This is a genomic window from Comamonas odontotermitis, from assembly GCF_040396735.1.
Taxonomy (GTDB): Bacteria; Pseudomonadota; Gammaproteobacteria; order Burkholderiales; family Burkholderiaceae_C; genus Comamonas; species Comamonas odontotermitis_C.
In genome coordinates, this window is record NZ_JBEBNZ010000001.1 from 474,007 (window position 1) to 488,351 (window position 14,345).

Sequence of the window (14,345 nt, forward strand, 5' to 3'; positions counted from 1 at the left end):
ATGGAAAAAAACACTGCAACTGGTGTGGCAGCAGGCTCGGCTGGACGCGGGCCTTTGGTGCAGGCACGTGACCTGGCAAAGACTTTTGATGTGTCGGCTCCCTGGCTCAACCGCGTGCTGGAGCGCAAGCCGCGCAGCCTGCTGCGTGCGGTGGACGGAGTGAGCTTCGATATTGAGAAGGGCAAGACGCTCGCCCTGGTGGGCGAATCGGGCTGCGGCAAAAGCACTGTGGCGCGCCTGCTGGTGGGCTTGTATGGCCCCACGCGTGGCACTTTCACCTTTGACGGCCAGGATGCACACGCGGCGTTCAAGGACCCGAACGCAAGAGCCATGCGCCGGCGCGTGCAGATGATCTTTCAGGACCCATATGCCAGCCTGAACCCCCGCTGGTCGGTCGAGCAGATCATCGGCGAGCCGCTCAAGGAGCACGGCCTGATCACCAATACCGAGCAGCTCAAGGCCCGCGTGGCGGAGTTGCTGGTGCAGGTAGGTCTGGCTCCCATGGACATGCTCAAGTACCCGCACCAGTTCTCGGGCGGGCAGCGCCAGCGTATTTCGATTGCGCGCGCCCTCGCGACCGAGCCGGAGTTCCTGGTCTGCGACGAGCCGACCTCGGCGCTGGACGTATCGGTGCAGGCGCAGGTGCTCAACATCATGAAGGACCTGCAGAAAAAGCGCAGCCTCACCTACCTGTTCATCTCGCACAACCTGGCGGTGGTGCGGCATGTGAGCGACCAGGTTGGCGTGATGTATCTGGGCCGTCTGGTGGAGCTGGCCGACAAGCAGACCCTGTTTGCCAAGCCGCGCCACCCCTACACGCGCATGCTGCTCGACGCCATTCCCAAGATGCACGATACCGGCAAGGCACGTACCCCTGTGCAAGGCGAGGTGCCCAACCCGTTGAATCCACCGACCGGCTGCGCCTTCAATCCGCGTTGCCCATTGGCCAATGACCGCTGCCGCACTGAGCGCCCTCAACTGCTGGATGACGATGGAGTGAAGGTGGCGTGCCATGCCGTGGAGGAAAAGCGCATTCCCGTCATTGCCGCTTAAGCAGACTCTCTCTTGAAAGGCCGGCAGCGTGCATGCCGGCCTTTTTGTGTCCGGGTTTGAAGAGAGTGAGCGCGCTCTTGTCGATGTACGGATGAAGATACGTTGACGCCTAGTGCCTTGCGGGATTCATACGCGCGTCATCAAACTGCCAAACCATGGAGTCCTTTCTTGAAACGGAGATGGGCATGGCAGCAGTGTGGATGCAAGAGGGTACGCGTCGGGCGATGTATTGGGCAGTGTGCGGCGTGTCTGCTGCGGTGCTGGTTGCCTGCGGAGGAGGCGGCTCGGACGATGATGCGAAAGACGATGTCCTGACCATTTTGCATGTCAACGACCATCACTCCACGTTGGCCAGCAAGACTGCGACTTTGCAATTGCCTGTGGATGGCAAGACGACGGCAGTCACCGTCAATGCGGCGGGCTTTCCGCGCGTGACGGCCGCCATTGAAGAGCTGGCTGCGAAATCGGGCAATGTACTCAAGCTGCATGCGGGCGATGCAATCACCGGCACCTTGTACTTCAACCGTGCGGGCGCGGATGGCGAGGCCGACATGGCGATGCTCAATACGGTGTGCTTTGACGCCTACACGCTGGGCAACCATGAGTTCGACAAGGGAGATGCCGGTCTCAAGGGCATTCTCGACCGACTCAAGAGCGGCAGCTGCAACACCAGCGTGCTGAGCGCCAATGTGCAGTTCGGCGCCAGTTCGGCATTGAATCCGAGTCGCGCGCCCAATATGGTGCGCCCTTCCACCGTGGTTGAGCGAGGAGGCAACAAGATCGGCATCGTGGGGCTGACCATTGCCCAGAAGACCAAGGCCTCGTCCAGCCCCGACAAGGACACGATGTTTGAAGATGAAGCCACGGCTGCGCAGCGCGAGATCGACAAGCTGCAAGCCCAGGGCGTCAAGCGCATCGTGCTGCTCAGCCACATCGGCTACGACAATGACAGGGAACTGGCCCGCAAGCTGCGTGGTGTGGATGTGATCGTGGGTGGCGATTCTCACACCTTGCTGGGACCGGAGGCGATGAAGACCCTCGGCGTGGGCTCTCCCGCCGGCGCCTACCCGACCGGTTCCACCGACAAGGACGGTAAACCCGTGTGTATCGTGCAGGCCTGGGAATATTCGCAGGTGGTGGGTGAACTCAAGGTCAAGTTCAACAAGAATGGCGAAGTCAGCGAATGCAAGGGAACGCCCCATGTGCTGATCGGCGACAAGTTCCAGATTGGCGGCAAGGATGTGACGGAGGCGCAGCGCAGCGCCATTGTGAACAGTGTCAACGCGGCGGGCTTTCTGCGGATGACGGTGCCGTCTGCCAAGGCCCAGGCTGTGTTGCAACCATTCACCGACAAGGTTGCCAGCTTCAACACCACCAAGGTTGCAGTGGCTCCGCAGGAGCTGTGCTCGCGCCGGGTACCCGGTGGTGAAGGCACCATGGACTACAGCCGCTCCAGCGCCGCATGCAATGCCGAAGGCAGTGTCAGCCTGCGCGGCGGAGATATCCAGCAGCTGGTGGCCCAGGCGTATCTGGAAGTGGCCAACGCCAAATATGGCGGCGCCGATATCTCGCTGCAAAGCGGTGGCGGAGTGCGCGTGCCCTTGAGCGGAGAAGTCACTGCTGCCAACGCCATCCAGGTGCTGCCCTTTGGCAATATGTTGTACCGCTTGAATGTGACCGGCGCAGAAGTGAAGAATATGCTGGAAGACGGGCTGGAGGCGGTCTATGGCGCGGGGGGCTCCACCGGCCCTTATCCATATACGGGTGGGCTGCGTTTTGATGTGAGTGCAGCGTCTGCCTTTGGCAGCCGTGTTTCTGGCATTGAAGTGCGAGATGCCTTGACCGGCCAGTGGGCCTCTCTGGACCAGGGCAAGACCTATCGGCTCTTTGTGCTGAGCTTCAATGCCAATGGCGGCGACGGCTACAAGACATTGGCATCGGTTCCGGCTGATCGCCGTCTGGACATTGGCGTGCTCGACGCTGACGTGTTCTTCAATTACATCGAGTCCCAGGCCAAGGATGCTGCGACAGGTCTGCCGGTGCTCAAACGTCTGCCCGCGGATCTGTACAGTACCAAATCGTTTGCAGGTGGCCGTTGAATAGTTGATGGTGCACATCAAAATGGGCAGCTGGTGCTGTCCATTTTTTATGCCCAGGACCCAGCGGCCAACCCTTGCGCCGCGTGGTGTCCGCCGTGGCCAAGCCGCTGCATCACGTATAGCGCTTGGCGCGCAGGTTGTCCTTCATCTGCAGCAGCACGGGTTGCAGTGGCTCACCAATGCGCAGGGCCACGCCGGTGGCAAGCACGTCGATGATCAGCAGGTGCAGCAGGCGTGAAACCATGGGGCTGTATCGGTCGTAGCCCTCGGGGTGGTCTGCGGCGAGGTGAATGTCGGCGGCACGCGCGAGCGGCGAGCCACTGGCGGTGATGGCGATGGTGGTGGCGCCGTTGCGCTTGGCGATGTCCGTGGCATCCATCAGGTCGCGCGTGCGGCCCGAGTTGGAAATCACGATGGCGCAGTCTCCGGCGCCCAGCATGGTGGCGCTCATCACCTGCATATGGCCGTCGCTGGTGGCGAGGCTGGTCACGCCCAGGCGGAAGAACTTGTGCTGCCCGTCCTGCGCCACGATGCCGGAGTTGCCCACACCATAGAATTCGATGCGCTTGCCCGCGCGCCAGGTCGCAACGATGGCGGCGGCTGCGGCCTCCAGCGCCGTGGTGCTGGCGGCATTGCGGTAGGCCAGAAATGCGGCTACCGAGTTGTCAACCACCTTCACCAGCACATCGCTGGTCTTGTCGTCGGCATCCACGCTGCGATGGATGAAGGGCACGCCTTCGCTCACGCTGCCCGCAAGCTTGAGCTTGAAATCTGCCAGCCCGTCATAGCCCATGCTGCGGCAAAAGCGCACCACGGTGGGCTTGCTGACATGGGAGCGATCAGCCAGCTCGCGCACCGGAAGGGATGCGAAGGCACGCGGGTCGGCCAGCACCAGACGCGCCACGCGCTGCTCGGCAGGGGCCAGCGAGGGCAGGGAGGCGGTTATGCGATCCAGCATCTTTACAGCTCCTCCATCCAGCTGTGGCCATCGCGTGCCACCAATGCGCTGGCAGCACCGGGGCCCCAACTGCCTGCCGCGTAGGGCCGTGGCCCTTCTCCGTTGGCGTTGGCCTGCTGCCAGTTCTCCAGGATCGGCTCCACCCATTGCCAGGCCGCTTCCTGCTCGTCTGCGCGAACGAACAGGTTCAGGCGCCCGGCGATCACATCGAGCAGCAGGCGCTCGTAAGCGCCGACCCGCTCGCTGCCAAAGCGCTGGTCAAAATCGAGGTCGAGCGCAGCGGGGGAAAGCGTCTGCACGCCGCCGGCATCGCCCTGGCTTTGCGCTGCCGCCATCAGGTGCAGGGTCAAGCCGTCCTTGGGCTGGAGGTGGATGACCAGGCGGTTGGCCGCGCCCATGGGCGTGCGGTAGATGGCGTGGGGCACCTGGCGGAAATGCACCACGATGGAGGCCTCGCGGCCCGCCAGGCGCTTGCCGGTGCGGATGAAGAAGGGCACGCCGGCCCAGCGCCAGTTGCTGATCTCGGTGCGCAGCGCCACAAAGGTTTCTGTCTGGCTTTGTGCGGCTACGCCCGCTTCCTGGCGGTAGCCGGGAACGGGCTGGCCCTTGATCTGGCCGGGCGCGTACTGGCCGCGCACCACATCACGGCTGAGCGTCTCGGGCGTCCAGCGCTTGAGCGATTGCAGCACCTTGAGCTTTTCGTTGCGTATCGCATCGGCATCGGCGCTGATGGGCGGCTCCATGCCGATTGCGCACAGCAGTTGCAGCGCATGGTTCTGCACCATGTCGCGCAATGCTCCAGTGGTGTCGTAGAACTCGCCGCGCTTTTCCACGCCCAGTTGTTCGGCCATCGTGATCTCGATGCTGGCGATGTTCTCGCGTCGCCACAACGGCTCGAAAATGGTGTTGCCAAAGCGCAATGCCAGCAGGTTCTGTACCGACGGCTTGCCCAGGTAGTGGTCGATACGGAAGATCTGCGCCTCGTCGAATACCTGCCGTACTGCGGCGTTGATGGCCATGTTCGATGGCAGGTCGTGGCCCAGCGGCTTTTCCAGCACCACACGCGTATGCGGCGTGTTCAGCCCACAGGCACCCAATTGCTCGACGACGGTGGAAAACAGTGAAGGCGCCGTTGCCAGGTACATCACCACCGTATCGGCCTTGCGCTGCAAAAGCAGATCGCGCAGCGCTGCATAGTCGCCAGGGTGCGACAAGTCCATGCGCTGGTAGCGCAGCAACTGCGCGAACTGTGCGAACTCACCGTTATTGGGGCGCTTGTCGGCCTCCACCTCGGCCAGGCGCTGGGCAATCAGCGCTCGGTATTCGTCATCCGACATCTCATTGCGGCCGACGCCAATGATGCGGCCATCTGCCGGCAAGCTGCCATGCCGAAAGGATTGGAACAGTGCGGGCAGCAGTTTTCGCCATGCCAGATCACCGGTGCCACCAAACAAAACCAGATCAAAGCTCATGAAACTTCCTGAACATTAAGGCAGTTATTAATGTAACTTAGTTTCATTGATCGGTGGAAGCCCTCAGGCGAATGAAACGTTGCTTTTTGAAATATGTCAGTTTGATGACGATAATCGATGGCGACAATCGAGCAATTAATACATTTATCCGGCAAGGAGAAAGCTATGCAGCGTTGGTTGATAGGTGGCGCATTGGTGGCCGCAGCGTGGGGAGCGCAGGCCCAGGGGCAAGTCAATGTGATCTGCTCGGTGCAAGCCGAATGGTGCAATACCATGGCCACGGTCTATACCAAGACGACGGGGGTCAAGGTCAACATCACGCAAAAGGGCTCGGGTGAGGCACTGGCACAGCTCAATGCCGAAAAGGCCAATCCCAAGACCGATCTGTGGTTTGGCGGTACCGGCGACACGCATTTGCAGGCGGCCGAGATGGCCCTGACCCTGGAATACAAATCGCCGCTGCTCAAGGAGCTGTACCCCTGGGCGGTTCGGCAGGCAGAAGATTCCAAGTTCCGCACTGTGGGTGTTTACCTGGGCCCCCTGGGCTTTGGTTTCAACAAGGAGCTGCTGGCCAAGAAAAAGGTGGCAGCGCCTGCCTCGTGGGCCGATTTGATCAAGCCCGAGTACAAGGGTGAGGTGCAGATGGCCAACCCGGCCAGCAGCGGAACTGCCTATACGGTGATTGCCACACTGGTACAGATCATGGGCGAGGACAAGGCCTTTGATTATCTGCGTGCGCTCAACAAGAACATCTCCACCTACACTCGGGCGGGTACGGCGCCGGTCAAGGCTGTGGCGCGGGGTGAGACGATGGTGTCGATCAGCTTTGTGCACGATGTGACCACCGAGGCCGTGCATGGCTTTCCGGTTGACGCCAACACGCCTGCCGAAGGTACGGGGGCAGAAATCGGCTCCATGAGCATCGTCAAGCATGGCCCCAACACCGCCAACGCCAAGGCATTCTATGAATGGGCGCTGACGCCGGGCGGCCAGCAATTCGGCTTGGCGGCCAAGCAGTACCAACTGCCCAGCAACAAGAATGTGCCCAAGGATCCGCGTGTCGTGGATCCCGCCAAGATGAAGCTGATCAACTACGACTACGCCAAGTACGGTGCCAGCGCCGAGCGCCGCCGCCTGATCTCCAAGTGGGAAAAAGAAGTTCAGGATTCCAAGTAAAAGCAGGTCTTAGCGCCCGTCATTCGGGCGGAGAAAGCAATGAATGCAGTAGCAAAAATGCCGGTGCCATCACCGGCAATACGCCCTGCACACAAGGCCCAGGGCGCCAACCAGGCGCTCTGGGCCTGGGTGTTGTTGGGGCTGGCAGCCTACGTGGTGCTGCCGTGGTATGCCATTCAGGATGCCAACGGGCTGGCCAAGGTCGCCGATGTGTTCAGCGACGAGTCGGCGGGCAATGGACTGATGCAGGCCTTGCAATGGGGCAGGGGTTGGCTGTGGGGCGGCGTGGCCGGATTGGCACTGGCTGCCGTGGCGGCGAGCATGCCTGCGGGCAAAAAGCAGGGTACGGTTCTGCTTCTGGGCGGTGCGCTGGGCTTGCTGGCATTGCTCGGCAGCGGTTTTTCCATTGGCGCGCGTGGTTGGTCGTATGAATGGATGAACCAGGCCTGGGGCGAGTTGGATGTGCGCCAATTCGGCTTCGGTTGGGGGGCATTCGTCGTGCTCACCAGCCTGATGGTTTTGTTCGCCTTTGGTCTGGCGCGACGCGGATTCTTCAAGGGCGATCTGTTCGTGGCCGCAGCCGTGGTGGGCTGCGCGAGCCTGCTGGCGCTTTTCATCGTCTACCCGGTTACCAAGGCGCTCGCAGGAGCGTTCTTCACCGAGGACAACCAATTGCAGTGGACCGCCATCATTGGCCGCGTCTTCAACGAACGCAATTTCGGGCTGGCCTGCATCAGCGATGGCAAGCGCTGTGGCGTGGCCTGGAATACCTTGTTCATCGGCCTGATGACGGCTGCCAGTACCACCTTCCTGGGGACCTTGATGGCGCTGATGGCCGAGCGCTCGGGCCGCAAAGGCAGCAAGGCGCTGAATGTACTGGCGCTGCTGCCCATCATCACACCGCCGTTTGTCGTGGGGCTGGGTCTGATTCTGCTGTTTGGCCGCGCGGGCATCGTCAATGCAGCGCTTGAATCCTGGTTCGGCGTTGAGCCCACGCGCTGGTTCTATGGCTGGTTTGGCGTGTGGGTGTCGCAGACCTTCGCGTTCACGCCGATTGCCTTCATGATCATGCGCAGCGTGGTGCAAGGTGTGGCGCCCAGCATGGAAGAGGCCGCGCAGACGCTGCGTGCCAGCCCGGTGCAGACTTTCTGGACGATCACCTTGCCGCTGCTCCAGCCTGGCCTTGCCAATGCGTTCCTGGTCGGCTTCATCGAAAGCATGGCCGATTTCGGCAACCCGATTGTGGTGGGCGGTCAGTTTGCGGTGCTCTCCACCGAAATCTTCTTCTCCATTGTTGGCGCGCAGTACGACCAGGGGCGTGCCGCGTCGCTTGCCTGGATTTTGATGGTGTTTGCGCTGGGTGTTTTCATGCTGCAGCGCAAGGTACTGGGCAGCAAGAGCTACACCACGGTATCAGGCAAGGGCGATGCGGGCATCCCGATGCCGCTGCCGACTGGCATTCGCCGTGCGGTATACGGCATTGCAGTGCCGTGGATGCTGTTTACCCTGGTGGTGTATGTGTTCGCATTTGCTGGCGGCTTTGTGCAGACCTGGGGGCGCGACTACACGCCAACCCTGAACCATTTCCGTTCGGCCTTTGCGCTGGAGTGGGGGCAGTTCGGCATCGTGTGGGCGGGCACGGCCTGGAACTCGTTCTTCACCACCATCAAGCTGGCCGCCATTTCGGCGCCAATGACCGCTACGGTTGGGTTGCTGATTGCGTGGCTCCTGGCGCGCACCGAATTCAAGGGCCAGAGCGCATTCGAGTTCTCGGCGCTGCTGGCCTTTGCCATCCCTGGCACGGTGCTGGGCGTGAGCTACATCCTGGCCTTCAATGTGCCGCCGTTTGAACTGACAGGGACCTCGCTCATCATCGTTCTGTGCTTCATGTTCCGCAACCTGCCGGTTGGCGTGCGTGCGGGTACTGCGGCGTTCAAGCAATTGGACAAATCGTTGGATGAAGCCTCGATGATGCTGCGCGCAGGCAGCGTGCAGACCTTGCGCCATGTGGTGCTGCCGCTGCTCAAGCCCGCGCTGGTGACGGCGTTGGTCTACAGCTTTGTGCGGGCGATCACGACGGTGAGCGCAGTGATCTTTCTGGTCACCGCCGAGAACGAATTGGCAACCACCTACATCATCGGCCGCGTCGGCAATGGCGACTATGGCATTGCGCTGGCCTACTGCACGGTGCTGATCGTGCTGATGTCTTTGGTAACGGCAGCCATCCAGTGGCTGGTGGGAGAGCGTTCGCTGGGCCGCCGCAAGGCCAAGGCTGCAGCAGGAACGCAGGGAGTGCATTGATATGAGCGGTATTGTTTTTGAAAATATCTCCAAGCGGTATGGCAGCAGTGCTGATGCGCCGCTGGCTGTGCGGGACATCAGTTTTGAGGTGCCCAGAGGCAGCCTGACCACCATCCTCGGCCCCTCGGGCTGCGGCAAGACCACGACCTTGCGCATGATTGCAGGGCTCGAATCGCCCACCGGCGGCCGCATCTTCATCGACGGACAGGATGTAACCACGCTGGGCCCCGCGCAGCGCAACGTCAGCATGATGTTCCAGAGCTACGCGCTCTTTCCGCACATGACCGTGCTGGAGAACGTGCAGTACGGTCTGCGCATGTCCGGTGTGGCCAAGGAGGAGGGCAGGCGCCGCGCGGTGGAGGCGCTGCGCAATGTGGGCCTGGACCGGTTTGACGACCGGCTGCCGAGTGAGCTGTCGGGTGGCCAGCAGCAGCGCGTGGCCCTGGCGCGGGCGCTGGTGCTGGAGCCTGCGGTGCTGCTGTTTGACGAGCCCCTGTCCAATCTGGATGCGCGCCTGCGCCGCGAAATGCGTGAAGAGATTCGCGCCCTGCAGCAGCGCCTGCAACTGACCGTGGCCTACGTGACGCATGACCAGAGCGAGGCGCTGGCCGTCAGTGACCAGATCATCGTGATGGATGTGGGCCGCATCACGCAGCGCGGTACGCCGCAGGAGTTGTACGAGGCACCGCAGTCCGAGTTCGTGGCGGGCTTCATGGGCGAAGCCATGCTGTTCCCGGGCGTGGCCCAGCCCGATGGCCGCGTGCATCTGGGGCCATTGGTGCTGAACCCACGCCAGCCGGTTGCAGCCGGAGAGGTGAAAGTGGCAGTGCGGCCCGAGGCATGGCAGATTGAGGCGGCAGGCACGGGCATCACCGCAACGCTGGTCAAGCGGGCCTATCTGGGAAGCGGCTACGAATACACATTCGATACGGCGCTTGGGGCGATTTTTGTCGTCTCACCCGATCTGGGCCGGGTGTTGCCGATCGGGGCGCAAGTTGGGTTAAGCTTGGGCCAGCACGGCGTCTCTGTCGTACAAACGAAGTGAGCGATGCATGCATTCCCCTGGAAAACAGCGGAAGTAGTGCAAAAACCATAGCTGATGGCGCTCGTCTTGATTGGAGTTTAGTGATAAAAATCATTGAAATTCAATATGGATGGGCGCTGAAAGCTCTCTTTTTTTAGCAAGCGACCATGAACCAACTCGATGCACTGAAAGCGCTGACCACGGTGGTGGCAGATACCGGCGATTTCCACCAGCTGGCGCAATTCCAGCCGCAGGATGCCACCACCAATCCGTCGCTGATCCTGAAAGCGGTGCAAAAGCCGGAATATGCACCGCTGTTGACGGAAACAGTGCAGAAGTTCCGCGGCAAGCCCACCGATGAAATCATGGACCGCCTGCTGGTGCGCTTTGGCACCGAGATCCTGTCCATCATTCCCGGGCGGGTTTCGACCGAAGTCGATGCGCGCCTCTCGTTCGATACCGAGGCAACCGTGGTCCGCGCCCAGCGCATCATCGCGCTGTACCAGGCCGAAGGCGTGCATATCGACCGCGTGCTGATCAAGGTAGCATCGACCTGGGAAGGGATTCAGGCCGCCAAGCGCCTGGAAGAACAAGGCATCCACACCAACCTGACCTTGCTGTTCGCGCAATGCCAGGCCATTGCCTGTGGGCAAGCCAAGGTTCAGCTGATCTCGCCCTTCGTGGGGCGCATCTACGACTGGTACAAAAAGCAGGCGGGTAGCAACTGGGACGAGGCCGCCATGGCTGGCGCCAACGACCCGGGCGTGCAATCGGTACGGGCCATCTTCAACTACTACAAGCACTTTGGCATTGCAACCGAGGTGATGGGTGCGAGCTTCCGCAATATCGGCCAGGTGATTGCATTGGCTGGCTGCGACCTGCTGACCATATCGCCCGATCTGCTGGCGCAGTTGGCTGCTGCCAATGCGCCAGTGGCGCAGGCGCTGTCGGCCGATGCTGCCAAGCGCATGCAGCTGGAGCCGGTTCAGTATGACGAAGCGGGTTTTCGCTTTGCCTTGAATGAAGATGCGATGGCGACCGAGAAGTTGGCCGAGGGCATTCGTGCATTTGTTGCCGATGCCATCAAGCTCGATAAGCTGCTGCAGGCGGCCTGATCGGGGACTGCATTTGGCAAGTGTTGCTGTCTGCGGTTGGCTTCTCGGCACCTGACCGCAAGGGCTGCAGCTTGCCAGGTCGTTTCAGTGATTGTTTCCAAGCGCCTGCGCTCTCAGTGTGCGGGCCCACCACCATGAATTCAGCTTTCTCCATGCAGCGCAAGCGCTGCGACCAGACGCCTGCCTGGCAGCGGCTGCAGCAGTATTTTGGGGCGACCGGCCAGCAACTGGACGTGCGCGAGGCCTTTGTGCAGGATTCGTCCCGCTATGCCTCTTTCTCGCAGCAGGCGCCACACGTGTTTGCCGATCTGTCCAAGAACCGGGTGGATGCGACCAGCGAGCAATTGCTGCTGCAACTGGCACGCGAATGCGAGCTGGAGCGCTATCGCGATGCGATGTTTGCAGGCGATGCCATCAATCAGTCGGAAGACCGCGCCGTCATGCATTGGCTGCTGCGCCAGCCTGAAGAAGGGCTGAACAGCTGGCTGCCGGGCAGCAACGCTGCGGTGCGTGGCGCTCTGCAGGAAGTTCATGCCAGCCTGAACCAGATGCTTGCGCTGGCCGAGCAGGTGCGAGCCAATCCGCAGATCACCGACATCGTCAATATCGGCATCGGCGGCTCCGACCTGGGGCCTGCCATGGTCGTCAATGCGCTGGAAGACTGGCGTATCGAAGGCAAGCGCTTCCACTTTGTCTCGAACGTGGATGGCCATGAACTGGGTCACGTGCTGGCGCAGGTGAGGCCCGAATCCACCTTGTTTCTGGTGGCTTCCAAGTCATTCACCACGCTGGAGACCATGGTCAATGCGCATTCGGCGCGTGAGTGGTTTGTGGCGCAAGGTGGCAGCGACGACCGTGCTGCGGCATTGTCGATTTCCAGGCATTTCTGGGCGCTGACAACCAACACCGAGGCTGCCGCCAAGTTTGGTATTGATACCACCCTGGGTTTCTGGGACTGGGTGGGCGGTCGCTATTCGCTGTGGTCAGTCATCGGGCTGCCCATTGCGATTGCGGTGGGGGCAGAGCATTTTCGTGCGTTGCTGCGCGGCGCGCATGACATGGATGTGCACTTCAAGACGGCGCCGCTGGAGTCGAACCTGCCGGTGCGCATGGGTCTGCTCGATATCTGGTATCGCAACTTCTTCGGCTTTGGTTCGCGCTGCGTCGCGCCATACAGCCATGGCCTGCGACGTCTCTCGGCCTACCTTCAGCAGCTGGAGATGGAGAGCAATGGCAAGGGCATGGATGTGCACAACCAGGTGTTGCCGTATTCCACCTCGCCGGTGGTCTGGGGGGAGCCTGGTACCAATGGCCAGCATGCATTCTTCCAGATGATCCACCAGGGGCGGGATGTGATTCCGGTCGAATTCATCGCTGCCCGCGATGGCGGCAAGACGCTGGCGAGCCACCAGAACAATCTGGTCATCAACGCCATCGCGCAGGCTCAGGCATTGCTGGTGGGTCGCACCGAGGAAACCGGCCCCAGATACTGCCCGGGCAACCGCCCCAGCACTTTCCTGCTGGTGGACAAGCTCTCGCCCACCACGCTGGGCGCACTGATTGCACTGTACGAACACCGTGTATTCGTCAGCGGAGCCCTGTGGGGCATCAATAGCTTTGACCAGTGGGGCGTGGAGTTGGGCAAGCAGCTGGCCAAGGATCTGTTTGCCCGGCGCGACCGCAACGACTGGCAGGGCGTGGACCCTTCCACCCAGGCACTCGTGAACAAGCTGGCGCCTTGACGACAACGGCTGCTTGACACTGCGCTGCAGCATGTTGTTTCCAATTCGGTAATACATGCTTCCGAATCGGCGTTTGGGAATCCCTTCAGTCTCTGGAATACTTGATCAGTTATTGCGCGAACGCAACTTTTCAGTTTGGCTCCTGCTCGGGGCTTTTCTGGATAGTCGGCGCGCAGAGCCGACAGCACACTGACAAAACTGGCGCGGCAGCCTGGCGATTGACCGGACTGCTGCATTCGTCATTTCCAAGGGGATTCCAATAATGAAGTTCAGCATCAAGATGGCGGTGGCGGCGATGGCCGTGGCCGCAGGCGGCGCAGCCATGGCGCAAAGCACATTCGACAAGATCAACAGCGCTGGCAAGGTGGTGATGGGCGTGCGCGAAAGCTCGGCACCCATGGCCTATGCCATCGGCTCCAACCAGACCTTTGGCGGCTACCACGTGGAACTGTGCGAGCGCGTGCTCAAGGAAATCGCGCCCAATGCCAAGATCGAATACATGGCATTGACCGCACAGAACACCATGCCGCTGGTGCAGAACGGCACGGTGGATATCGGCTGCGGCCCCACGACCAACAACCTCACCCGCCAAAAGCAGGTGTCGTTTGCGGTGACAACCTATGTGAGTCAGGTGCGTGCAGCCGTCAAGGCAGATTCCACCATCATCAGCCTCAAGCAGCTTGACGGCAAGAATGTGGCCGCCTCGGCAGGCACCACGGCTGTGCAGTTGCTGCGCAAGTTTGGCAAGGACAACAACGTCAACCTGCCCACTACCTTGGGCAAGGACCATTTCGAGAGCTTCATGCTGCTCGAATCCGGCCGTGCCGATGCCTTTGTGCTGGATGACAACCTGCTGGCAGGCGTGATTGCCAACTCCGCCAATCCCAAGGGCTACAAGATCGTGGGAGAAGTGCTGGGCTCCGAGCCCATTGCCATCCTGTTCCGCAAGGACGACCCCGCTTTCAAGAAGGCGGTGGACGACAGCCTGACCAAGCTGATGAAATCCGGCGAGCTGGCCAAGGTGTATGACAAGTGGTTCATGCAGCCGATTCCGCCCAAGAACATGGCCTTGAATCTGCCGATGAGCGACACGCTGAAGAAACTCATCCAGGAACCCAACGACAAGCCCTTGGAAGCCTACGCCGACCAGTAAGGCCCTCTCCCTGGCTTGATTGCAAACCCAGCTTTGGCTGGGTTTTTTGTTGCCAGGCGCTGTCAGCATCCGATCCACAGAGCTTGTATGGATGCGAAGGAGGTGGCGTTGAAAGACTTTCAGACCATGCAGACCGTGCAAATGTCGTCGCAATAGAGAGCTGTTGCGTAACTTTGATCTGTATTTGTATCTCGAAAAAAAGGGAATACCCTATTGCGTTGATGCAAGAAAGTATAGGTTCTGGAGTAAATG

10 protein-coding genes are annotated in these 14,345 nt (G+C 60.9%); 8 read left to right on the forward strand and 2 right to left on the reverse strand.

All coding sequences use genetic code 11. The features are described from left to right. Both ACH2DG_RS02055 and ACH2DG_RS02060 read left to right on the forward strand, forming a co-directional pair. Complete coding sequence (locus ACH2DG_RS02055) at nucleotides 1-1,053, forward strand: ABC transporter ATP-binding protein (protein ID WP_395024048.1); 1,053 nt, start codon at nucleotides 1-3, stop codon at nucleotides 1,051-1,053. 224 nt (nucleotides 1,054-1,277) lie between these two features. Beyond that, nucleotides 1,278-3,152, forward strand: a complete 1,875-nt coding sequence (locus tag ACH2DG_RS02060) for a bifunctional metallophosphatase/5'-nucleotidase (protein WP_395024128.1) — start codon at nucleotides 1,278-1,280, stop codon at nucleotides 3,150-3,152. Between the two features lie 112 nt (nucleotides 3,153-3,264). Here ACH2DG_RS02060 and ACH2DG_RS02065 read toward each other — a convergent pair whose 3' ends face one another. Continuing rightward, nucleotides 3,265-4,110 (reverse strand): MurR/RpiR family transcriptional regulator, encoded by an 846-nt coding sequence (locus ACH2DG_RS02065; RefSeq protein ID WP_395024049.1) that lies wholly within the window; start codon nucleotides 4,108-4,110, stop codon nucleotides 3,265-3,267. 2 nt (nucleotides 4,111-4,112) lie between these two features. Then, the gene (zwf, locus tag ACH2DG_RS02070) at nucleotides 4,113-5,582 is read right to left on the reverse strand and encodes a glucose-6-phosphate dehydrogenase (protein WP_395024050.1); all 1,470 of its coding nucleotides are present in this window, start codon (nucleotides 5,580-5,582) and stop codon (nucleotides 4,113-4,115) included. 165 nt (nucleotides 5,583-5,747) lie between these two features. Between zwf and ACH2DG_RS02075 the strand changes: the two genes are divergently transcribed. The 6 genes from ACH2DG_RS02075 to ACH2DG_RS02100 all read left to right on the forward strand — a co-directional run bounded on the left by ACH2DG_RS02075 (nucleotide 5,748) and on the right by ACH2DG_RS02100 (nucleotide 14,093). Further along, entirely contained in the window at nucleotides 5,748-6,758 is a 1,011-nt protein-coding gene (locus ACH2DG_RS02075) for an ABC transporter substrate-binding protein (protein ID WP_395024051.1), read from the forward strand. A gap of 57 nt (nucleotides 6,759-6,815) precedes the next feature. Next, nucleotides 6,816-9,059: an ABC transporter permease gene (locus ACH2DG_RS02080; RefSeq protein WP_395024129.1), complete on the forward strand. Its 2,244-nt coding sequence runs from the start codon at nucleotides 6,816-6,818 to the stop codon at nucleotides 9,057-9,059. A gap of 1 nt (nucleotide 9,060) precedes the next feature. Further along, nucleotides 9,061-10,104, forward strand: coding sequence for an ABC transporter ATP-binding protein (locus ACH2DG_RS02085; protein WP_395024052.1), 1,044 nt, complete (start codon nucleotides 9,061-9,063; stop codon nucleotides 10,102-10,104). A 146-nt stretch (nucleotides 10,105-10,250) separates the two neighbouring features. Further along, nucleotides 10,251-11,198 (forward strand): transaldolase, encoded by a 948-nt coding sequence (tal, locus tag ACH2DG_RS02090; RefSeq protein WP_395024053.1) that lies wholly within the window; start codon nucleotides 10,251-10,253, stop codon nucleotides 11,196-11,198. Between the two features lie 134 nt (nucleotides 11,199-11,332). After that, entirely contained in the window at nucleotides 11,333-12,940 is a 1,608-nt protein-coding gene (gene pgi, locus ACH2DG_RS02095; RefSeq protein WP_395024054.1) for a glucose-6-phosphate isomerase, read from the forward strand. A 262-nt stretch (nucleotides 12,941-13,202) separates the two neighbouring features. Continuing rightward, nucleotides 13,203-14,093, forward strand: a complete 891-nt coding sequence (locus ACH2DG_RS02100) for a transporter substrate-binding domain-containing protein (protein WP_395024055.1) — start codon at nucleotides 13,203-13,205, stop codon at nucleotides 14,091-14,093. Nucleotides 14,094-14,345 lie beyond the last annotated feature (252 nt).